This is a genomic window from Paracoccus aestuariivivens (assembly GCF_009711225.1).
Classification (GTDB): domain Bacteria; phylum Pseudomonadota; class Alphaproteobacteria; order Rhodobacterales; family Rhodobacteraceae; genus Paracoccus; species Paracoccus aestuariivivens.
Window position 1 is genome coordinate 1 of sequence record NZ_WMIE01000017.1, and the last position, 19,891, is coordinate 19,891.

Consider the following 19,891-nt stretch of genomic DNA (forward strand, 5'->3'; position numbering starts at 1 on the left):
CTCTGGGTTTCGGATTTCACTTATGTCTCGAGCTGGCAGGGCATGGTTTACGTTGCTTTCGTGATCGATGTCTTCGCCCGGAAGATCGTCGGCTGGCGTGTCTCGACCTCGATGACCACCGGCTTCGTGCTCGACGCCCTGAATCAGGCCATCTGCCAGAGGACACCGTCCGAGGCTGACAAGCTGATCCATCACAGCGACCGAGGCAGCCAATATCTGTCGATCCGATACACCGAACGCTTGGCTGAGGCAGGCATCGACCCCTCGGTCGGCAGCGTCGGCGATTCCTACGACAACGCCCTGGCGGAAAGCATCATCGGCCTCTTCAAAACCGAGGTCATCAAGTTCCTCGGCCCTTGGAAATCCGTCGCTCAGGTGGAATGGGAAACCCTCAAATGGGTCGATTGGTATAACAAAACGCGCCTGCACAGCGCCATCGGCTACCTCACGCCGAATGAAGCAGAGGAGGTCTTCTACTCAAACTTGATCGCCGACGAAAATGCGGCCTAATCATTGAACCAGAAACTCTCCGGTAAACCCGGGGCGGTTCAGGGCGAAAGTTGGTGACGCCTAGAGGCGACTCGAAGTTGGCGGAGACCATCTCGGAATTCAACCCTTTGGATGACTGTCCGGCAAGCGGTTTTAGCCATCGAGTTGGCGCCATTTCAGCTGTGCTGACATCATCAGCTTGAAGGCCATAGCCAGTCCGGTCTTGCGGCAGAGGCATCCCTTGGCGCGCTTCGTGCGGTGGCATGGCGGAGAGCATGGCCTCGCGAGTCGCGATCATCGTTGTCAGCATCGGCTTCGCCGAAATCGGGCCGACGCCAATTACCACCCCATCTACGTGACAAGACCGATCCTGCCCCCCTGATCAGTGACCCGGTCCCAGGTCAGAGCGAGATGCCGGGCGGGGAGATCGTGGTGGCGGGGGCCAGTGCCACCTCTTCTCGGTAGCTTGCGAAGGAGCGAACCAGATGGGCCATCATCGCCTCGCGCGCGGCGATGGCATCGCGGGCCGAGATCGCGTCGACGATCCGCGCATGTTCGAGAATAACGGTGCGGAAATAATTCGCTGCCTGATCTTGCGACAGGTTGGGATAATCGGTTCCGGTCTTCAGATGCGGGCCGAAGCGCACGATCGCTTCCTCGAAGACCATGTTTCCGGTTGCCCGCGCGACGGCCAGGTGGAAATCGTAATTGCCGTTCAGCGGAAACTGGTTGGCCTGAACCGCGCGGCAGACCCTTTCATGGGCGCTGCGAATGGCGTAATCCTGCGTGGCCGACCGGCGCACGGCAGCCAGTGCGGCTGCCTCCGGCTCCCAGGCCTGACGGAACTCGTAAAGGTCGATGCTGCGGGGGATGCTGTCCACTTCCTCGGGCGGGCGCCAGATCGAGGCACCGGGCAACACATCAGTCACGAACATTCCGCGCCCCTGGGTCGAGCTGACTAGCCCGTCATTGCGCAGGGCGGCGATCGCCTCGCGCACGACGGTGCGGCTTACGCCGAACCGCTCCATCAGGCCCGGTTCGGTAGGTAGTTGCGCACCCAGATGCAGACCGCCCGACAGAATCTCGGCCTTGAGCTGTTTGACGACTTTTTCTGAAAGGCGAGGCTTGCGGGTGGTCAGATCTAGCTCCATCGGCTGGGTATTTCGCTTTGTGCCCCAAAGACCTGCGGGGCGCAAAGCGCATTGCGCATCATCCCCTGCGCTCTTGCAGAAGGGCCGCGATATAGCCATAGCAGAAGGCAAATGCGACACCGCGTTCGTTCTCGCCAGACAGGGTGGGCGCATGGTCAGGCATGACCATGTATTTGTAGCCGGTATCGCGCAGCGCATCCATCACTGCGGGCATGTCGATGTCGCCGTCATCGGGCATCGTCTCGCGGAAGGAATAGAGCCCGCCTGCGATGTTGCGGAAGTGGACATTCATGATCTTGCCGCGCGCCCCGAACCAGCGGGTGATCTCGGGCACCTGCGAGACATCTTCCAACATCTCGCCCAGCGTGCCGATGCAAAAGTTCATCCCGTGGATCGGGCTTTCGTGCAGCGAGACGAATTTCTTCATGCCCTCGACCGAACCCAGAACCCGGGTCACGCCCTTGTAGCCGGGCGGGGTGGCAGGGTCATGCGGGTGACAGGCGAGACGGATGTTGCTGCGTTCGGCCACCGGAACGACGCGGCCGAGGAAATAGTCGATCCGGTCCCAGATCTCGTCCTCGCTGATGACGCCTGCCGGGCCGGCCTCTTCCTGATCCATCAGATCCCAGCGGAAGGCCTCGGCCATGGCGCCGCCCCGTCCTTTTTCCATCGGGCTACGCGGGATACCGATGTAGTTGAAATTGTATTTCACCGAAGGGATGCCCGCCGCGGCGCAATTCTCAATCAGCTGGCAGATCAGGTCGATCTGTTGGTCCCGGTCGGGCCCGGCCAGCAAGATGTCTGGGCATTGCGCACGGCCCACCGGCACCGAGGCCAGCGGCAGTTGCAGCATGTCAAGTTTGAGGCCGAATCCCTCGATCTTTTCACGAAAGCGCGACAGATGAGCGCCGTCCCAGCTGCGCCAATCACCATCGGGATCGGCGCAGATATTGTCCACGCCAAGTTGCTTCATCACCCGGTAATCATCGTCGTTGCGGGCGGGGAGTTGAGTCCCGAGATACATTCATCTTCTCCAAGGCCTATTCGTTCTATAATTAGTAGTACGAATTTTCACCCAGTTCCAAGTCTGTTTATGGCAATCTTAGTGCAAATTTTCAAAATATAACGAAATGACTGGCAAAATCGTCAAGGTAACACATCTGGACAGGCTGAAATTATCATAGTATGGATTTCCAGAATTCATCTTACGAGCATCTGGGGAGGATCGCTTTGTTCGGATCAATCACACGGCGTGCAACTCTGGCAGCATTTCTGGCAGGCACGGCATTTGTTCTGCCGATGGGCACGGCGGCCTTTGCCGAAACCCCCAGCGACACGTTGGTCTACGGTACTTCGCTGGCGCAGGTGATCTCGCTTGACCCCCATCAGGGGCAAGAGGCGACTTCGCTCGAGATCATGGCCAACCTTTACGATCGACTGGTCGGCAGCATGCCCGACGGCAGCCTGCCGCCGCAGTTGGCCGAAAGCTGGGAGATCAGGGAGACCTCGATCACCTTCAAGCTGCGCGAGAATGCAGTCTTTGCCAGCGGGCGCCCAGTCACGGCCGAGGATGTGGTCTGGTCGCTGAACCGTCTGATGGCGATGGATCAAGCACCGTCTTCCAAGCTGAAGCCCGCAGGCTACACCAAAGAAAACATCGGCGGGATGCTGCATGCCATAGATGCGCGCACCTTCCGCATAGACCTGACCGGCAACATCGCCCCCGATCTGCTGCTTTACCGTCTCTCCGAGGTCGCAGCTTCGATTGTTGACCGCGAGGCTGTCGAAAGTAATGCCGTCAATGGTGACAATGGCAACGAATGGCTGCGCACCAATGGCGCAGGGTCGGGCCCCTTTGCGTTGAAACGCTGGTCCCCCAATGACATCGTACTGATGGAAGGTCGCGAGGATTACTGGGCCGGTGCGCCCAAGCTCAAGCGCGTGATCATGCGCCATGTGCCCGAAAGCCAGGTCGAGCGGCTGATGCTTGAGGGAGGCGATATCGACATCGCAGGCGCCCTGTCTGCCGGCGACACGCTGCACTTCCAGGGGTCAGACAGCGTGACCATTCAGCAGGTTCCAACCGGCGGCTTCTATGTTCTGGCGATGAACATGGAGCGCAAGGAGCTGGCCGAGCCCAAGGTGCGCGAGGCGATCTTCAAGTCGATCGACTATGCCGGGATCGCCAGTGCTATCCTTGGACCCTATGGCCGCGTGCGCCACATTCCGGTGCCGGAAAACTATGCCAGCGCCATTCCCGACCCGGAGGGTTGGTCGTATGATCCCACGGCTGCCAAAGCCATTCTGGAAGAGGCCGGCTATGGCGACGGCTTCACCGTGAACATCAAGACCATCGCTCAGACCCCGCGGGTCGATCTGGCGACCAGCGTGCAGGCCGCACTGGCCGAAATCGGCATCACCGCCAATGTGGTGCAAGGGTCGGGCGCCGACATCATCTCCGCCCACCGTGCCCGCGACTTCGACATCCTGATCCCGCAGACCGGCGCCTACATGCCCAATGTTATGGGCTCGATGGAGCAGTTCTCGTCGAACCCCGACAACTCGCGCGAGGCCAACAACGCCGGGAACTTCGTCTGGCGTTCGGCATGGGACATCCCCGAACTGACCGAGGTCACTGCCGCCGCGCTGCGCGAACAGGATACCACCAAGCGCGCCACGCTTTACACCGAAATGCAGGAGCAATTCGTGAGGGCGGTTCCCGCCGTCTTCCCGATGTTCGAACGCTTCCTGCCGGTGGCGGTGTCGAACCGCGTCGTCGGCTACCAGGGCCATGCGCAGAACGTTGTGCGGCTTGAGAACGTAACCAAGGCGGATTGACAACAGGCATGGCCAGCAATTCAGAAACCTCCGTGGCCGCCGCCTGGGGCGGCCGCATCGGGCAACTCGTCCTCAGCCTTTTCGCGCTCATCGCGGTGACCTTCGTGATCGGGCGGCTTCTGCCGACCGATCCGGTCGGGGCCATCGTGGGCGAGTTGGCCAGCCCCGAAGCCTATGCCGCCATGCGCGAAAGGCTAGGGCTGGATCAGCCGGTTGTCGTGCAGTTCGGCCGCTACATCTGGAATCTTTTGCATGGTGATCTCGGGGTGGCTGCACTTACCGGGCGCCCGGTGACCGAGGATCTGGCGCTGGCTTTTCCGGCCACGCTGGAGCTAGCGACGCTGGCCGTGATCATCTCATTTGTTCTGGGCGTTCCCCTGGGCCTGGCTGCGGCGTTGAACCGCGACAGCTGGATTGATCAGTTCGCTCGGATCATCTCGCTGGTCGGGCATTCGATTCCCGTCTTCTGGTTCGGGATTGTCGGGCTGGTGATCTTCTACGCGGGGTTGGGCTGGGTGGGCGGGCCGGGCCGGGTGGATGTCTATTTTGAAGGCCTGGTGCCTTCGGTCACGGGGATGATCCTGATCGACACGCTGCTGGCGGGCGAGACTGAAATCTTCTGGAACGCGCTGTCGCACATCATCTTGCCCGCCTTAATGCTGGCCTATGCGGCGATGGCCTATATCACCCGCATGACCCGCGCCTTCACGCTTGAACAGATCGGGCAGGACTATGTCACTGCGGCCAAGGCCAAGGGCGCATCGCCGGCCCGGCTGCTGTTCCGCCACATCCTTCCCAACATCTCGGTCCAGCTGGTCACGATCCTTGCCATTTCCTATGGGGGGCTGCTGGAGGGGGCGGTAGTCACCGAGATCGTCTTCTCGTGGCCGGGTTTGGGCCAGTACATGACCTCGGCCCTGCTGATCGGTGACATGAACGCCGTCCTCGCTTCGACCATCATGATCGGCGTGGTCTTCATGACACTGAACTTCCTGTCGGACATCGCCTATTCGATGCTTGACCCACGCACGCAGGAGAAGCGCTGAGATGAACGGCACCACCTTGTCCCGTCCGCGACCCATGGCCAATGCTTGGGGCACCCTCCACAGCTTCTTTGGCGAATTGCGGCGCGAGCCTCTGGGCTTCATCGGCCTGATGCTGATCGTCGCACTGATCCTTGTGGCGATCCTGGCGCCATGGATCGCGCCCTATTCACCCAGTCGACAATCCTTGTCGGAAGTACTGCAGCCGCCTTCGGTCGCGCATTGGATGGGGACCGACGAATTCGGCCGCGACATCCTCAGCCGCCTGATCTGGGGCGCGCAGATCACAATGCGCACTGTGCTTTCGGTCACCGCGATCGTGGGGCCGATCGGCCTGCTGATCGGGGTCACCGCCGGCTATTTCGGCGGGCGGGTCGATGCCGTGCTGATGCGCATCACCGACATTGTGCTGTCTTTCCCCTCGTTGATCCTTGCGCTGGCTTTTGCCGCGGCATTGGGTGCGGGGTTGGGAACGGCGATCATCGCCATCTCGCTGACCGCATGGCCGCCCATCGCGCGGCTGGCCCGGGCCGAGGCGCTGATCGTGCGCAATACTGATTACGTCGCCGCGGCCCGGCTTTACGGGGCATCGAACCTGCGCCTCCTAACGCTTTACATTGCGCCGATGTGCATCCCTTCGGTGGTGGTACGGCTGACACTGAACATGGCGACCATTACGCTGACCGCAGCTTCGCTGGGCTTTCTGGGCCTTGGCGCGCAGCCGCCGATGCCCGAATGGGGGGCCATGATCTCGGCCGGGCGGCGTTTCATGCTGGATCAGTGGTGGGTTGCAGTCATGCCTGGCTTTGCCATCCTGTTCACCAGCCTAGCCTTCAATGTGGTCGGCGACGCCCTGCGCGACGTGCTTGACCCGCGCCATACGAAGAACTGAACCATGACCGACACAAAGGAAATCCTAACGGTCCAGAACCTTGATGTGACCTTTGCCCGCAGCGCAATGAAAGCAGTCGCCGGCGTCAGCCTGTCGCTGGGGCAGGGCAAGGTCGGCATCGTGGGCGAAAGCGGGTCCGGCAAGTCGACCCTTGGCCGTGCCATCATGCGGCTACTGCCGCCTTCGGCCACCGTCACGGCTAGCAAGCTGACCTTCGACGGCAACCCGCTGCTGTCGCAGTCGGAACGCGAGATGCGCGCCCTGCGCGGCAACCGCATGTCATTGATCATGCAGGATCCGCGCTATTCGCTGAACCCGGTGCTGCCCATCGGACGTCAGGTCGCGGAGACGGCCATCCTGCACAAGGGTCTGTCAAAATCGGCCGCGCGCGCCGTTGCAGCCGAGATGCTGGATCGCGTGCGCATCAAAGATGTGGCCCGGGTGATGGAGTCCTATCCGCATCAGATTTCGGGTGGGATGGGCCAGCGCGTGATGATCGCGGCAATGCTGCTGTCGCGGCCGCGCCTTGTGATCGCCGACGAGCCGACCTCGGCTTTGGACGTCAGCGTGCGGGGCGAGGTGCTGGAGCTGCTCAACGAGCTGGTGACGGCCGATGGCTCCAGCCTGCTGCTCATCAGCCACGACATCCGCATGGTCGCGTCCTTCTGCGACCGGATCGTGGTGATGTACAAGGGTCGCATCGTAGAAGAGCTGTCACGCCTATCCGATGCACGCCATCCCTATACGCTGGGCCTGATCGCGGCGATGCCGGATGCGCGCCACCCGGTGCACCGTCTCCGGGTGCCGGACCGCGCCACCTTTGACGCCACCGAAAGAAGCGGGTCGCCGGCATGAGTATGATCGAACTGCAGGACATCAATGTCCGTTATCACAGCGGCAAATCCGAAAACCATGTTGTGCGGGGCGTGAACCTTTCGGTCGCGCGCGGCGAATGCGTGGGGATCGTGGGCGAATCCGGTTGTGGCAAGTCAACCTTGCTGCGCAGCCTCGTGGGACTTGAAGGCCACTGGACCGGTAGTATTTCTATCAATGGCGAGGCTCTTGGCCCGATCCGCACCAAAGACCAGCTGCGTTGCGCGCAGATGGTATTTCAGGACCCCTTCGCCTCGCTGCACCCGCGGCACCGGATCCGCCGCGCGCTTTCTGAACCTGCGCGCTGCATGGGCCTGCCAGTGGATGACGCTCGCATCGCCGCGGCGCTGGAGGAGGTGGGCCTGCCTGCAAGCTTTGCCGACCGTTTCCCGCATCAGCTGTCGGGGGGACAACGCCAGCGCGTGGCGATCGCCCGTGCGCTGATCGTCGAGCCGCCAGTGCTGCTGCTGGACGAGCCGACCTCGGCCCTTGACGTGTCGGTTCAGGCCGAAATCCTCAACCTGCTGTCCGACCGGCGCGATGAACGCGGCCTGACCTTCGTTCTGGTCAGCCATGACCTGTCAGTCGTCGCCCATATGTGCGACCGCATTTTCGTGATGCAGAACGGCGGTTTCGTCGACGAGCTCAGCCCCGCCGACATCGGAGCCGGCGAAGCCCGCGACGCTTATGCCCGCCAGCTTTTAGCCGCCAGCTTTCTTGAAGAGCTCGCCTGACCCCTTGAAGGACCACCCCTCGATGCCACTGCCCGAAGTGCCCCAAGACCGTACGATGCGTCAGGACCCCGAACACCAGCAATGGCTGCGCGCCGAAGTGGCGCGGCAGGTGGATTTCTTCCGCCCCAGCCTGCAGACCGACGGTAGCTTTGCCGTGCTGGATTTCGCCGGCGTGCCGCTGACAGGCAGCCTGCAGGAACTGCATACCACCACCCGGCTGGTGCATTCTTTTGCGCTGGCCAAGGCGGCGGGCCTGCCCGACTGCGACCCGGTGATCTGCGCGGGGATGGATTTCTTGTGGAACCGGCACCGGGACGCCGAACATGGTGGCTATGTCTGGTCGGTCGACGCGGCGGGCGTGGCCGATGGCACCAAACTGGCCTATGGCCATGTCTTCGTGCTTCTGGCGGCGGCTTCGGCCAAAGTGGCGGGCCACCCGGATGCCGACCGGCTGATCGCCGATGTTTCGGCCTTGATCGACAGACATTACTGGGATGAAGAGGCGGGTCTGCTGCGCGACGAATTCACCCGCGACTGGCAGCCCTTCTCAACCTATCGCGGAATGAATGCCAATATGCACGGGATCGAGGCGATGCTGACCGCCTACGAGACCACGGGCTCCGCGATCTATCTGACTCGGGCGCGGCGGATCCTCGATTTCTTCACCGGACGCATCGCGCCCCGCTACGGCTTTCGCCTGCCCGAGCATTACACCGCCGACTGGCAGGTGGACGCGGATTATCAGGGCAACCCGATGTTCCGCCCACGCGGCACTACACCGGGCCACTCTTTCGAACTGGGCCGGCTGCTGCTGCAATGGTGGGACCTAGCTGGCCGCCCCGAAAGTGACGCCCCTGAGATTGCACGCCGACTGATCGAGACGGCGCTGGCCGATGCATGGGTGCCAGGAGCATGGCCTGCGGCAGGAGGCTTTGTCTATACGCTCGAACTCGACGGGGCAGTGTCGGTCTCCGACCGCTACTGGTGGCCGGTGTCCGAGGCGATCGGGGCGATGGCCGCGTTGCAGAACCATGCTGCTCAGCCGCAGGACGAGGAATGGTATCGCCGGCTCTGGGCATTTGCCGATCTGGCGTTGATCGACCATGCGCGCGGTGGGTGGTTCCCTGAACTTGATGCCGATGGCAAACCCGACGCCCGCCAGTTTGCCGGCAAACCCGACATTTATCATTCGGTGCAGGCAGCGCTGCTGTCGCAGGTGGGTTGTCTTTCGCGTCTTCCCGCCTCTCTGCGCGCCGCGCGGGCCTAATCCGGCTTTTCCATACGGCGCCTGCGGCCCAGAGCCTTGAAGGGTGTGGCCTTCGACGGCGCTGGGAAGCAGACGCAGATTCCGGGTTCGAAAGGCGCGCTGATTGACAGCGCGCCGTACAAGTTCTCAGCCAGATCTCAGGCGTTCACCTTGTCCTTGATCATCTTGGCAAACGTCATCTTCACCGCCCGGTCGGCGTCTTTCTCGATTGCTTCCCCAGTCGAGGGGTTTCGGACTGTGCGTGCGGAACGCTCACGGCAATAAATCTTGCCAACCTCCGGGATGGTGACTGCGCCCCCGGCGGCCACCTGATCGTGGATCAAGCCACTAAGCGCCTCGATGATCGCGGTTGCCGCCTTCTTTTCTGTACCTGCACGACTGGCAAGCTCATTGATCAGTTCAGCCTTGGTCAGGGACTTCGACATCTGGAAATTTCCTCCTACTTTCCGCACATCTTGCTATCCCAATCGAACGACCAGCATCTGGCAAGATAAAAGGCACCGCTTCCGTCGCGATGCATTGATGGCATATGACAGCGACAAGGGCCGGGCCAAATAGCTCGAGACGAACGGGCCAGCAATCATTCGCCGATCTTGCCCTCAGCTATTTCCACAGCCCTGCCCTCCTCTCCTGCGCCTTGGTCCTAGCGTTCCCGGTCGCGATCCTCACGGTTTTTCGTTTGCGAGGGCTCCGCTTCGCGCGTTGTCTGGCTATCACCCAGATCCTGCAGCCGCGCCTTGGCTTCCTGAACCTGTTTCAGGTTCATGCCCATGCTCTCATGCTGCTCGGCTGCAGTAACGATGGCACGCGCGAAGTCGCGCCTTTGCGCAGGATCCGGAATATCGAGCGCCAAGGCCCGATCGTCGCCCTTGACCAGCCGCGCCATCAGGTCCTCGCCATAGCGCTGGGTCAGATCCCTGGCGAAGCGCCCGGCATGGTCATCACTCTGGAAGGCCACCTGCCCGTCTTGCTTCAATGCCTGCGCTATGGTCTGCAACGTGCGTGACAGACGGTCATGCTCGCGGCGCGGTTCAAGGGCGCGATCGAGGAGTTCCGCGGTCTTGGCGTAGAAGCTCTCGACGAGGCTCGCCGCCTTGCCGCGATCCTTCTGGCGCCCGAGATCGAGATGCCGGCTTTCGGCCACGGCCTGGATATCCTGCCGTGTCCAATCGCGTTCCTGCCAGGCATTGGCCGCGCCTTGGCCCATGCGGTTCTGGATCTGGGCCGGATCAAGCCCGACGGATTTCGCCGCCTCGGAGATTTTCTCGCGGATCTCGGCAATGCCGTCATTGCCGATTTCACGGGTGGTGCCATCGCGGATAAGCGCGGTCTCTCCCATCTGACTGCGATGTAGCGCCTCACGCGCCGGGCGCTGCATTAGCGTCGCGCCTCGGTCATCGCCCAATTCGCGGGCGACATCGGATGCCGCCGCATAGAATTCGCGCCGCATCTCGCTCTGCTCGGATTGCGGCAACTGCCGGATGCCGGTCTCGACCCGGTCGATCCAGGCATCGTAATAGCGGCCGAGATCGCCTCGGGTCTGAACATGTTGTGCCTGCATGAACTCCTCCGTCGATTGAATGATTCCGCCGCGCGCGAGGATCTGCGCCACCGCCTCAAACTTGCTGGCCAATTCCGCCTCGCGGCTCTGCCGCGCCATTGAGGAGAAGAGCTGCAAGGTGGCGACATTCTCGCGGATCTGCGCCATGGCATCGCGCACCGCTGGGCCCTGCAGCGGCACTTCCCGGACCTCGCGGCCCTCGCGCAAAGCCCGCTCGAGCTCGGCACGCGAGGGGCCGTAGGTCAGTTTGCCGCGCTCGATGCGCGAGGCGCTGTCGAGAAAAAGCCCCTGCTCGGCGGCGATCTCGACCATGCGTTCCTTCATCGTGAGCACGTCAAAGGCATGGCCTTTGGCCATGTAGAACCAGCTGTCGTTCTCCAGCCCGCGATTGTTGAGGACGATATGGACATGGGGATGGCTGCGATCGGTATGCAAAGCCGCGATATAGGCCCATTCATCCTCGACATGCATGCCGCTCTGGAACATCTCCGCGGCCCAGATCTCGGCGACCTGCAATGCGCGATGCGGTGCGACATCGGCCGGGAAGGACAAAAGCAGATGCGTGGTATGGCCGTTTTTCGGATCACCGGTCCAGGCATCCTCCCAATCCCCGGCAATGGTCTTGCGCTCCTCGCGGCTCAAGGTGCGGCGCTCCGGATCATGCTCAACCATATTGCCGAAGATCGCGCTGGCCTTGGAGAAGAGATAATCGAACTGATTGCCGAGCTGCTTGCGGCTATGGGTGCCGCCATTATGGATCTTCTTCAGCACTGCGGCATTCGAGCCCTGGGCCAGACGCCAGAGATTATTGGCCCGGGCGGTGAAACGCTGCCGCGTGGATCCGCTGCCGCCGCGCAAATAACGCAGGCGCAAGTCCTCGAGGACCCCTTCCGTCGCGCTAGCCATCAGCGCGTTCCGAATAGCTGCGGAAGAGCCGCACACCACGGCGGCGCTGTTCCTCGACCACGGCATTGAGCCAGGTCCGAAGCTTCGGCAGCGTGAGGCGCAACTCGTTCAGCGCCTGCCATTCGACCCGGGCAAGATCGACGCGCCCGCGATTGGCCGCCAAGGCGATCTGGTTCACATTCACCCCGATCTTATGCAGCTCGGATTTGATCTCGCTGAGCTTCGCTGCTTCCTCCGGCGGGAATTCCAGCAAACCGACACTGGCGCGCAGGACCGAGCGCAAGGCATCCGAACGCGATCCCGCCCCCATGCGGGTCTGCAACCGAGAAAGCGCTTCGAGCTCTTCCGGCGAAAGCCGCACCGTCACCGCCTTGCCCGAGGTCGTGGTCGCCCCGGCTTCCCGGATGCGCCGGGCCTTGGCGCGCTTCAGCTTGGTAACGTCCATCCCTGCGACGGTGGTACCTACCACCTCTCGCCTGTGATCTGAGCCCTGCGTGATACCCGTCACTGCCCCTCCGATCCGGCAGGGCGCGCGCTTTGTACACATTCTGCATTTCCTGCCATAGCCCTTTGCTGCCAGATGAGACTCCATGTGTCAACGCAACCGGAGCTTGCGAAGGGCGCTTTGACCGGGAGTCCGTCGGTGCGGCGCAAAGGGTCCGTTTGCTTCCAGGTACCAGGCTTCGGGCCAGAGGCCCGGCCGTTTCGGGCGCCTGCGCCCTGAGGCTGCCCAGACGGGCAGCCGCTGCCGTGAGGCAGTCCCAAAGGCCTGCGGGCAGTGTTGTGGCGGCTGCCTGGCACCTGTGAGCATGGCAGAGCGGCGGCCCGGCCTTCACCGCAGAAACCGGCGTAGCTGACGCGAGGGAGGGAGCAATTTGCCCAGAAACTAGCGATGAAGCGGATGGCGTAGCGTGCGGGTATCTGAGCTCGAGACATTGGCGGCACCCATTGGCGCAGTCTCAGCGTGTCGCAGCAGAGAGATCGCAGGCGTCGGAGGTCCCGGAGTTGGCGCGGGGAGACGAGCGTTCTCCAAACGCAAGCCCCGCATGCCGCGAAGCGGGTTCCGCGTCACGTGTGCCGCTTTCCGCTTATCGGTTCACGCTTCGTGTTTCGTGTGTTCTGTGTCGCGCTATGCGGGTATTGTCTTGTGGAAGGTGCGTTGAACTTCGCGCGGCGGAAACGAAGGAGAGCTGATGCAGAACGGCATTCGTGTCATCACCGCGATGAACCGCAAGGGCGGCTGCGGCAAGACCACGCTGATCATGGGGCTCGCCTCGGCCGCTGCCGAGCGTGGCGAGAGCGTCACCATCTTCGACACCGACGAAAGCCGCAGCAGCTGGAAATGGATGGAACGCGCCAAGGCGCAGGGTCATTGGAATGATCTGGTCCGGGTCATCCCGACGCTTTCTGCGGCTGCGGTGATCGAGGAGATCAGCGCGATCTTCGCCCAACCTGATCAGGAACACCTGATCCTGGTCGACACCTTTGGCGGCGGCTCGGAGGCGCAGGATCATCTCGCGCAGATCTCGCATCTGCTAATCGCGCCCTGCATGCTCTCGGCGAATAATTACGAGGAGAGCCTCGAGACCGGGCTTTGGTATATCCGGCTCAAATCCCGCGTCGAAGATCCGGACGAATTGCCACCCTTCCGGGTGCTGCTCAATCGCGTACCGCTTTCCCGCTCGGCCGCCGAGCATGAAATCTATGAGAAGGTGATCCGCAATATGCCGGTGCTGGGCGAGGTGGTGATGAACCGAGCGATGTATACCCGGCTCGACGGTCAGGGGCTCTTGGGCGAGATCCGCCGCAAGACGAAGAACCCCGGCGTCGCCAGCCACCTTGGGACGGCGCTGCAGGAAATGGACGAGGTCCTGGCCGAGCTCGACCGCACCATCCGGGAGGAGGCGTAATGGCCAAGCTCAAGCTGCCGGGCCGGATCTCGGCCCCCGATCCCGGTTTCAGCCGGCGGTTGGAATTCGAGGCTCCGGCAGAGCTGGTGGAAGATCCGGTGCCCGTACCGCTCGCGACCGAGACCGAGACCGAGACCGAGACCGAGACCGAGAAGGCAGTTGGATCCAGCATCGCGCCGCAATCAACAGAAGCGGAAGCGGTAAAAGCTGCGCCGAGGCGCAAGCGCAGCGTAGCCCCGCGACCCGGTGCCACCCCTGCCCCGTCGCGCGGGCTGCGGCCCTCAGGCGAGGACATGGTAACAATCCGGGTGCTATATCGCTTGCCCGATGACTTGGTCGCCCGCGCGGCAGCTTGGGCCGAAAAAGCGCGCTGCCCGATCGGCACGGTGCTCCGCCGCGCGATGACAGAGTTGCGCCCCGAGCTTGTCGCGGCACTCGAGGCCGGGATCGACTATCGCGACATCCCGGCGGAGCGCGCCAAGCAATCGGCGCATCGGTTCGACAGCTCGATCACCTTGTCCCGTGCCACCCATGCCCGCCTGTGCGCCGAGATCGATCCCGAAGGTCTGGCCGGGCTGACCCCGGCCCTGTCGCGCTGGGTCCGGGCCAAGGTGATCGCGCATCTCGACAAATTCCTGACCCGGGCGGGATATTGACCACGACTCCGCACATGGGGCACCCTCCAGGACCTGCATCGAGACGACGTCAACCGCCGTCATCAAGGAAGGTGAGTTGTCGCCCGGGTCAGTGACCGGGCGCCCTCACGCCCGCATACAAAAAGGAAGCTCATGACCAAATACAGCCTCGTCCTCGTCATCATGGCGATAAGCGCCTGCTCATCCGGTGGATCGGTCAAAGGCAAAACCCCGTCGGAACTGCGTGCGTCATGCCAGGACGGCCGGACGGCGGCCTGCCGCGCGGTGCGCCAACACGATCAGCTACTGTAACGACAAGTGGCAGCCTAACCGAGTGACGCCTTTGATCGGGCGCGAACACGCGAGGTCCCCGAAGTCTACCCCAGCGGGTTATTGACCGCGATCGGCTCGTCTAGAGCCCGGCGCGGGTCTCACAGGAGCAAATCCGGCTCGACCGCATTTTCCGCTTCCCTCCAGAGGCCCGCCGCTGGACGCGACGGGCTGTAAATCGGTGGGAGCTCGCGGGCCGCTAGGCGGCCTCGCTTGGTTCGACCGGCTTGGCCTCTCCGGCGCAGGCCAGCAGGAAATCTGCCGCCTTCTGCGCCTCGGTCGCGGCCTTGAAGATCAGCCGCCTGTCATCCTGAAGTGCGCGCAACCAGCCTTCAAGGTAAGCCGCCGATTGACCAAAATCCGGGGTCAGGCCGAGCTGGGCGCAGAGCATGCAATTGCCAATCTCCGCAATCAGTTCCTCGAAGGCATAGGCCTTGCGCTCGGCAAAGCGGCTGAGCCGGTCGAGACGCGAGCCGTGGCCAGACCAGTGGATTCCTTCATGGGCAAGGGTCCCATAAAACCCGGCTGCGTCATAAAAACTCGAGATCGGCGGCATATGGATGTAATCCGCCTGCGCATCGTAATAGGCCTGCGGCTCGTCACTCACGCGGATCTCCGCCCCGGTCGCCGCGAAGAAAGCCTCAAGGCGTGGATCGGGTTTTGTACCAAGATCGCGGACCGGCTCAGCGGCTGCAGCGTAAAACTCCTCGGGCAAGCCGTCGATCTGATCGGCATTGAAGACGCGGTAGCTCTTCAAATAGGGGATGCGCTTCTCGGCTCCGCTGTCTTCATCTTCCCGCGCGAGGGTGCCATATTTGACCACGGAAGCGCTTTTCTCGCCCTTGCGGACCTGACCGCCTACGGCCTCGGCCTGCTTATAGGTGAACCAATAGGCGCTGCCATAGCCTTGCGCCGATGCGGCCAGCCAAAGCATCAGCACATTGATGCCGCGATAGGCCTCGCCATTGGCGCGCAGGGGCATCTGCGCTGCCCTGCCCTCGCCGGTCCAGGGCTTGCGCCATGCCGGGCTGCCCGCCTCGAGGCTGGCAATGATGCTGTCGGTCACCTGCTGATAAAGATCGAATGCCATGTTCGGCCCTCCAATGCTGTCGCGGCCTCAGAGCTCTCGCCCCCTCGTCCGCTTTGGGCGGAGCCTTTCCGTCTGGTCTCTGGAAAACCCCCGTGTTTTCCGGAGGGCAGAGCGGGAAGGGCAAAGCCCTGCCCGTGGCCCCGGCGCGGGCGGTCATGGGTCGCGGAACCGGGGTGGTGCGGCCCGCAGGCGCTTGCGCCGAGGACACGGCCCGGTCGCGCGACGACGCGCGACCGCGCGGCGCTTGCCCATTGATCCGACCGCGCCGGGGATGCGAGGCGGACAGATCAGGATTGGAAAAGACCGCGGTTCGGCGGTGAGACGGGCCCTGCCCGGTCGATCCGCCGCACCGACAATTTCCCGGCTCGGGCCGCGCCTCTGGCGCGGACCTCATTCGATCATGAAAGGATCATCCGATCGCTTCCGCCGCCAATGCGGCAGGCCTTCGTTAGGTTACGCAGAAATCGACGCCTCTCATGGTCTTCTCTGGTCACTGGTCGCCGAGACCGCGACGCACGGGGCAATTCTCCGCCGGTTTCAACGAAAACTTGCCGCGATAAACCGCCGAAGCTTACCTAGCGTCATGGTCACCCTGCCCTTGCGCGACTATTTGCCGCCCCCAGAGACTAAAGAAAGGAAGCCAAGCGTTGCCACTCGACAGCCAGACCCGCGCCGACATCCTCACCGGCATCACCAGCGCTGCCCGCGCGCTGAGCGAACTCGATGCCGCGCTGCATGGCCCCGATCTCGCCAATCTGCAGGGCAAGGTGGCCTCAGTGATGGCCACCGAGATCGTGCTTCTGCGCCAGCTCGCCGCCAAGCTCTTCGGCGTGGATCTGCCGCAGGATCCGGTTCAGATCACCGAAGCCTTGGCAAAACTGAAAGTCGAAGCCTGAGCCAGACCTGCAGGGGCGGTTAAGCCTTCCTGATGGGATGGGCCGCGCGCGGTTTGCCCTGCGCCTGCGACCACGTCAGCACCAACCGCGCGGTGTTCAGGCCTGATAGCCGCGCCTGCGCTTGGCGGCGGCCAGTCGCAGCAGAGCATTGATGGCCTGGCCCTCATCCGCATGCGGCTCGCTCAGATGCTGTCCCGGCCTGCCGATGCGGCCCCATTCCCGCACCAGGCTGGCACCACCGAAGAGATCAGGCTCGACCGAGAGGCGATAGAAGCGCCACATATTGCGGTCAGGATCGATCCGCCGCAGCACCATCTCGCGCGGAAACACATCGATCTGATCTTCAAGATCGCGCATCTGGATCCTGCTCCCCTCGTAGGGCCAGAATAGCAGCAGCAGGCATTTCTCGCCAAGGGTCTGAAATCCTTCCCTTACATTTTGGGTGCGGGGTAAGCGCAAGCCGCGCACTAAAAAAATGGCCCCGCAAGATGCGGGGCCAAGGCGCGCTTCACCACGAAGCCAGGTTCCAACCTTCCTGATCGCGGTGGCGCCTACGCGCCGCCGAACCAGGAAAGACATGGCGGGGCGCTCTGCCCCGCCGCGGTTTCAGGACATGCCTTCAGGCAGCCAATTGGCGATGCGGCTCGCCTGTTCCTCGGTGACCCCAAGCGCCTCGCGCGTGGTGGCATCAGAAAAGAGGCTTTCCAACTGCGCCGCCTTCTCGGATTTTTTGAGCTTGTCGAATGCCGTGGCGCTCGGCGCATCTTCCGCAAGATCCAAGAGCTCGCGCCAGATTTGCGAAAGGTAGGGGCCTGAGACGCGCGAGAGGAAATTCGCGGCATTGGGGGTCCAGATCTCGCGGGTTCGGGGCTGCACCTCCTTCTCGATCAGCGCGGCAAGCTTGGCATCTCCACCCTGATATTGCGCGGCGAGAAAACGCGTGAGTTCGCCCCGGATATGCCCGCCGCCCTTTTGGCGAAAGGCGCGGAAGCTCTTGGCGAGATCCTTGCCCTGCATGTCACGGGCAGCGCTTTCCGAGAGCCGCGGATCGAGCGCATAGCCCTCGGTCCCGGTCGTTGGCCAGTTCGGCACTTCGCCCGGAGAAATCCCGAAAGGCTTTTGCCAATGCAGCGCATGGCTGAGTTGGAAGGCCAAGAGGTCGAGGAGCAGATCCGGATCACGCAGGACCGCATGCTGCCTTGCGCCTTACGCGACCCGGTCGAGATCCTCGCGCAGCTTCTGCGAGATCGGCGATTTCGGGGTCTCGTCGCGCTCGTGCTGCGAAGCGGTCAAAAGCCCGGCGGCAATGGCTGCTGGCTTGTCTTCCTTGCGGACCAGCCCGGCGCAAATCTGCGCCGCGCCGCGCGGATCTACATAGAGGATCAGGCCTGAATGCACCTTCTGCGCTGCGCTATAGCTGCCTTCGAGGATGGCTTGCAGCGCGGCTAGTTCCTCGCGGCCTGCCGCATCCAGCGCCTCGGCCACGTCCAGTTCGGTGAGTTCATCAAGACGCGCGGTCTCATCTTCCGAAAGCGCACCCTCCTGCTTGTAAAGCCGCGCGAATTTCCTCTCCTCAATCTGGTAGTAACCGATATAGTTCTCGAAGCTGGTTTCGACCCATTTCCAGCCCTCGTCCCGATAGGACTCGGCAAGCGCGGCCAGCGCCTCGGCAAAGACCGCATCGAGGATCTCGGGATCATCGAGCAGGACATCCTCGGCAAATAGATCGCGACTGAGGCGTCCTCCGGCGGCTTGATAGGCCTCAAGCCCGACAAAACAGGCGCGTCGGTCGCTCGACTTCACCGCCTCGGGTTTCAGCGCCTTTCTGATCTGATGCTCTGACCAATCCCGGCTCTTGCAGAGGTCCAGCACCTCGAGGCTGCGCGCCTCATCCCTGCTGATGGTGAAGGCCGCCGCCATGCCGAGGCTGATCTCATTGGCGGCCAGGGCGGCAAGCACCGCTTCCGGCAATCCCGCCAAAGCAAGGCGGCGCTGGACATGTTTTTCGCTAACGGCAAAGGCGCGGGCGATGCTGGAAACTGGTGCGCCGCTTTGCGCCATTTTGCCATAGGCGCGGATCTCGTCCGCCGGGTGGAGATCTTAGGTTATGCGTCAAGTGTCCTTTTAACCGAATAACGCTGATATTCTATGCTTTTTCGCCATGAGCCGCGACTCGCGTGTATTTTTGGATTCGAAGCTCGCAGAGGCGGTCAGTTACTTTTTTTCGGCGAAAGCGATAGCCACCCTTTGATATGCACATGTCCTTGGCGATCGCCTTTGTTGATGTCGTCGAGAATGCAGGTTTTCGGGTAGTACTTGCGGTCCGCCCAACGGAGCTGAACGGTTTGATAAGGTGTGCCGCACACCGTCGAGGTTTTGCCACGGCCACGGTGACTGTCGCTCGGCGGTTGGCGATCATCCCTGCATCGGAGATGGGTGAACGGACCTGGTTTCGCTGAGAAGGCCGACACGGCCCCTCTCGCCGGGGGAGCGGCAAGGTCAGCGGACCGGACATTGCTGCCGTTCGCAGGTGCAGCATGCGGGCGGCTCCCATCGGCGACATGAGTGATCCGCTGGGCGAGTAACGGCCTGATGGCGGTGCGGCACAGCGACCGCCCTAACCTGAAGAAGCGACCGTTCGGTCAGTTCCTAGTATGACGGCCCCTCCGGTTCAGCTTTCAAAGCCCAGCGAGGGCTCCAGCGCCTCCCAGCTTTGATCCATCGGCCATGCGGCAGTCAGCGGCAGGCCGACATGGCCATAGCGGAACGAGATCTGGCCCTCGGCCTCATCCTCGCCCGCACCGCGTGCCGCCAGATATAGCGCACTGGCTAGCCCGGTCCGGTCCGCGCCCTGTTTGCAATGGATCAGCAGCGGCTTCGTCAGGCGCTGCATCAGGGCGATCAGCTGATCCGCGCGATCCTGCGACAGGGGTTTTCCGGCGCTCATGCCGAAATCGGCATGCTCCAGCCCCAGCCGTTGCGAGGTCGCGATTTCTTCGGCATACCACGCCCCGTCCGAGGCCCCGCGCAGGTTCAGCACGCTGCGAAAGCCGTGCTTTTGCGCCCAATCCGCCAGTTGCACCCCGTCAGGCTGGGCCGAGCGATAAAGCTCTCCCTTGATGACCTCGTGAAAATTTCCGCTGGCCTGCAGATGCATGGCCCAGACCACGGCAAGAATGATGGCTTGCAGGACAAGGATTGCGGCGATGAAAAGGAAAGGGCGAAAAGGGCGGGGAGGGGCGGATGATTCTGTCATGCCGCGTCCTTGAAGCGCGA

The 19,891-nt window shown here is 62.7% G+C and carries 20 protein-coding genes and 2 pseudogenes; 11 read left to right on the plus strand and 11 right to left on the minus strand.

The features are described 5' to 3' along the window. The coding region (locus GL286_RS17720; protein WP_155096910.1) for an IS3 family transposase at positions 1-510 on the plus strand (510 nt) is incomplete at its 5' end. 38 nt (positions 511-548) lie between these two features. Here GL286_RS17720 and GL286_RS17725 read toward each other — a convergent pair. From GL286_RS17725 to GL286_RS17735, 3 genes and pseudogenes are all read right to left on the minus strand, one after another. Beyond that, a pseudogene (locus tag GL286_RS17725) lies at positions 549-750 on the minus strand (IS256 family transposase); the annotation flags it as partial. Positions 751-890: 140 nt separating this feature from the next. Further along, positions 891-1,640 (minus strand): FadR/GntR family transcriptional regulator, encoded by a 750-nt coding sequence (locus tag GL286_RS17730; protein ID WP_155096911.1) that lies wholly within the window; start codon positions 1,638-1,640, stop codon positions 891-893. Positions 1,641-1,698: 58 nt separating this feature from the next. Beyond that, positions 1,699-2,664 carry a mannonate dehydratase gene (locus GL286_RS17735; RefSeq protein ID WP_155096912.1) on the minus strand — a complete coding sequence of 322 codons (966 nt, stop codon included), beginning with the start codon at positions 2,662-2,664 and terminating at the stop codon, positions 1,699-1,701. A 206-nt stretch (positions 2,665-2,870) separates the two neighbouring features. On the opposite strand from GL286_RS17735, the gene GL286_RS17740 reads away from it, so the two are divergent. The 6 genes from GL286_RS17740 to GL286_RS17765 are packed head-to-tail and all read left to right on the plus strand — an operon-like array spanning position 2,871 to position 9,287. After that, the gene (locus GL286_RS17740) at positions 2,871-4,478 is read left to right on the plus strand and encodes an ABC transporter substrate-binding protein (RefSeq protein ID WP_211596405.1); all 1,608 of its coding nucleotides are present in this window, start codon (positions 2,871-2,873) and stop codon (positions 4,476-4,478) included. Between the two features lie 8 nt (positions 4,479-4,486). After that, the gene (locus tag GL286_RS17745; protein ID WP_155096913.1) at positions 4,487-5,524 is read left to right on the plus strand and encodes an ABC transporter permease; all 1,038 of its coding nucleotides are present in this window, start codon (positions 4,487-4,489) and stop codon (positions 5,522-5,524) included. 34 nt (positions 5,525-5,558) lie between these two features. Beyond that, positions 5,559-6,413, plus strand: a complete 855-nt coding sequence (locus tag GL286_RS17750; RefSeq protein WP_246185016.1) for an ABC transporter permease — start codon at positions 5,559-5,561, stop codon at positions 6,411-6,413. A gap of 3 nt (positions 6,414-6,416) precedes the next feature. Continuing rightward, positions 6,417-7,268 (plus strand): ABC transporter ATP-binding protein, encoded by an 852-nt coding sequence (locus GL286_RS17755; RefSeq protein ID WP_155096915.1) that lies wholly within the window; start codon positions 6,417-6,419, stop codon positions 7,266-7,268. After that, positions 7,265-8,020 (plus strand): ABC transporter ATP-binding protein, encoded by a 756-nt coding sequence (locus GL286_RS17760; RefSeq protein ID WP_211596406.1) that lies wholly within the window; start codon positions 7,265-7,267, stop codon positions 8,018-8,020. Before GL286_RS17755 ends, GL286_RS17760 begins: the two co-directional genes overlap by 4 nt. 22 nt (positions 8,021-8,042) lie before the next feature. Beyond that, positions 8,043-9,287, plus strand: coding sequence for an AGE family epimerase/isomerase (locus tag GL286_RS17765; protein ID WP_155096916.1), 1,245 nt, complete (start codon positions 8,043-8,045; stop codon positions 9,285-9,287). Positions 9,288-9,424: 137 nt separating this feature from the next. Here GL286_RS17765 and GL286_RS17770 read toward each other — a convergent pair whose 3' ends face one another. The 3 genes from GL286_RS17770 to GL286_RS17780 all read right to left on the minus strand — a co-directional run bounded on the left by GL286_RS17770 (position 9,425) and on the right by GL286_RS17780 (position 12,301). Next, on the minus strand, positions 9,425-9,712 hold the full coding sequence (locus tag GL286_RS17770; protein ID WP_155096917.1) for an HU family DNA-binding protein: 288 nt from the start codon (positions 9,710-9,712) through the stop codon (positions 9,425-9,427). Positions 9,713-9,930: 218 nt separating this feature from the next. Continuing rightward, a complete protein-coding gene (locus GL286_RS17775) occupies positions 9,931-11,754 on the minus strand; it encodes a relaxase/mobilization nuclease domain-containing protein (protein ID WP_170295280.1) in 1,824 nt (607 codons plus the stop codon). Further along, positions 11,747-12,301 carry a plasmid mobilization relaxosome protein MobC gene (locus GL286_RS17780; RefSeq protein WP_170295281.1) on the minus strand — a complete coding sequence of 185 codons (555 nt, stop codon included), beginning with the start codon at positions 12,299-12,301 and terminating at the stop codon, positions 11,747-11,749. Before GL286_RS17780 ends, GL286_RS17775 begins: the two co-directional genes overlap by 8 nt. Before the next feature lie 646 nt (positions 12,302-12,947). On the opposite strand from GL286_RS17780, the gene GL286_RS17785 reads away from it, so the two are divergent. From GL286_RS17785 to GL286_RS17795, 3 genes are all read left to right on the plus strand, one after another. Continuing rightward, the gene (locus GL286_RS17785; protein ID WP_155096920.1) at positions 12,948-13,664 is read left to right on the plus strand and encodes a nucleotide-binding protein; all 717 of its coding nucleotides are present in this window, start codon (positions 12,948-12,950) and stop codon (positions 13,662-13,664) included. After that, the gene (locus GL286_RS17790; RefSeq protein WP_155096921.1) at positions 13,664-14,320 is read left to right on the plus strand and encodes a hypothetical protein; all 657 of its coding nucleotides are present in this window, start codon (positions 13,664-13,666) and stop codon (positions 14,318-14,320) included. The genes GL286_RS17785 and GL286_RS17790 overlap by 1 nt, the downstream gene beginning before the upstream one ends. A gap of 132 nt (positions 14,321-14,452) precedes the next feature. Continuing rightward, a complete protein-coding gene (locus tag GL286_RS17795) occupies positions 14,453-14,611 on the plus strand; it encodes a hypothetical protein (protein WP_155096922.1) in 159 nt (52 codons plus the stop codon). 217 nt (positions 14,612-14,828) lie between these two features. On the opposite strand, the gene GL286_RS17800 is transcribed toward GL286_RS17795, so the two are convergent. Continuing rightward, the gene (locus GL286_RS17800; protein ID WP_155096923.1) at positions 14,829-15,719 is read right to left on the minus strand and encodes an ArdC family protein; all 891 of its coding nucleotides are present in this window, start codon (positions 15,717-15,719) and stop codon (positions 14,829-14,831) included. A 647-nt stretch (positions 15,720-16,366) separates the two neighbouring features. Here GL286_RS17800 and GL286_RS17805 point away from each other — a divergent pair. Then, a complete protein-coding gene (locus GL286_RS17805; protein WP_155096924.1) occupies positions 16,367-16,615 on the plus strand; it encodes a hypothetical protein in 249 nt (82 codons plus the stop codon). A 96-nt stretch (positions 16,616-16,711) separates the two neighbouring features. Here the strand turns inward: GL286_RS17805 and GL286_RS17810 are convergent, their stop codons facing one another. The 4 genes and pseudogenes from GL286_RS17810 to GL286_RS17825 form a co-directional block, all read right to left on the minus strand. Next, positions 16,712-16,972 (minus strand): WGR domain-containing protein, encoded by a 261-nt coding sequence (locus tag GL286_RS17810; protein WP_155096925.1) that lies wholly within the window; start codon positions 16,970-16,972, stop codon positions 16,712-16,714. Between the two features lie 249 nt (positions 16,973-17,221). Next, complete coding sequence (locus GL286_RS17815) at positions 17,222-17,707, minus strand: chromosome partitioning protein ParB (protein ID WP_155096926.1); 486 nt, start codon at positions 17,705-17,707, stop codon at positions 17,222-17,224. A gap of 114 nt (positions 17,708-17,821) precedes the next feature. Then, positions 17,822-18,703, minus strand: a pseudogene (locus tag GL286_RS17820) (ParB/RepB/Spo0J family partition protein); the annotation flags it as partial. Between the two features lie 583 nt (positions 18,704-19,286). Next, entirely contained in the window at positions 19,287-19,871 is a 585-nt protein-coding gene (locus tag GL286_RS17825; protein WP_155096928.1) for a tyrosine-protein phosphatase, read from the minus strand. Positions 19,872-19,891: the final 20 nt, after the last annotated feature.

What these genes read in the sequence shown, in the direction of transcription:
- GL286_RS17790 (WP_155096921.1), top strand. Translation starts at nt 13,664, where the DNA reads ATGGCCAAGCTCAAGCTGCCGGGCCGGATCTCGGCCCCCGATCCCGGT.
- GL286_RS17785 (WP_155096920.1), top strand. Translation starts at nt 12,948, where the DNA reads ATGCAGAACGGCATTCGTGTCATCACCGCGATGAACCGCAAGGGCGGC.
- GL286_RS17735 (WP_155096912.1), bottom strand. Translation starts at nt 2,664, where the DNA reads ATGTATCTCGGGACTCAACTCCCCGCCCGCAACGACGATGATTACCGG.
- GL286_RS17730 (WP_155096911.1), bottom strand. Translation starts at nt 1,640, where the DNA reads ATGGAGCTAGATCTGACCACCCGCAAGCCTCGCCTTTCAGAAAAAGTC.
- GL286_RS17810 (WP_155096925.1), bottom strand. Translation starts at nt 16,972, where the DNA reads ATGCGCGATCTTGAAGATCAGATCGATGTGTTTCCGCGCGAGATGGTG.
- GL286_RS17775 (WP_170295280.1), bottom strand. Translation starts at nt 11,754, where the DNA reads ATGGCTAGCGCGACGGAAGGGGTCCTCGAGGACTTGCGCCTGCGTTAT.
- GL286_RS17770 (WP_155096917.1), bottom strand. Translation starts at nt 9,712, where the DNA reads ATGTCGAAGTCCCTGACCAAGGCTGAACTGATCAATGAGCTTGCCAGT.
- GL286_RS17765 (WP_155096916.1), top strand. Translation starts at nt 8,043, where the DNA reads ATGCCACTGCCCGAAGTGCCCCAAGACCGTACGATGCGTCAGGACCCC.
- GL286_RS17750 (WP_246185016.1), top strand. Translation starts at nt 5,559, where the DNA reads ATGGCCAATGCTTGGGGCACCCTCCACAGCTTCTTTGGCGAATTGCGG.
- GL286_RS17755 (WP_155096915.1), top strand. Translation starts at nt 6,417, where the DNA reads ATGACCGACACAAAGGAAATCCTAACGGTCCAGAACCTTGATGTGACC.
- GL286_RS17800 (WP_155096923.1), bottom strand. Translation starts at nt 15,719, where the DNA reads ATGGCATTCGATCTTTATCAGCAGGTGACCGACAGCATCATTGCCAGC.
- GL286_RS17825 (WP_155096928.1), bottom strand. Translation starts at nt 19,871, where the DNA reads ATGACAGAATCATCCGCCCCTCCCCGCCCTTTTCGCCCTTTCCTTTTC.
- GL286_RS17760 (WP_211596406.1), top strand. Translation starts at nt 7,265, where the DNA reads ATGAGTATGATCGAACTGCAGGACATCAATGTCCGTTATCACAGCGGC.
- GL286_RS17745 (WP_155096913.1), top strand. Translation starts at nt 4,487, where the DNA reads ATGGCCAGCAATTCAGAAACCTCCGTGGCCGCCGCCTGGGGCGGCCGC.
- GL286_RS17795 (WP_155096922.1), top strand. Translation starts at nt 14,453, where the DNA reads ATGACCAAATACAGCCTCGTCCTCGTCATCATGGCGATAAGCGCCTGC.
- GL286_RS17780 (WP_170295281.1), bottom strand. Translation starts at nt 12,301, where the DNA reads ATGTGTACAAAGCGCGCGCCCTGCCGGATCGGAGGGGCAGTGACGGGT.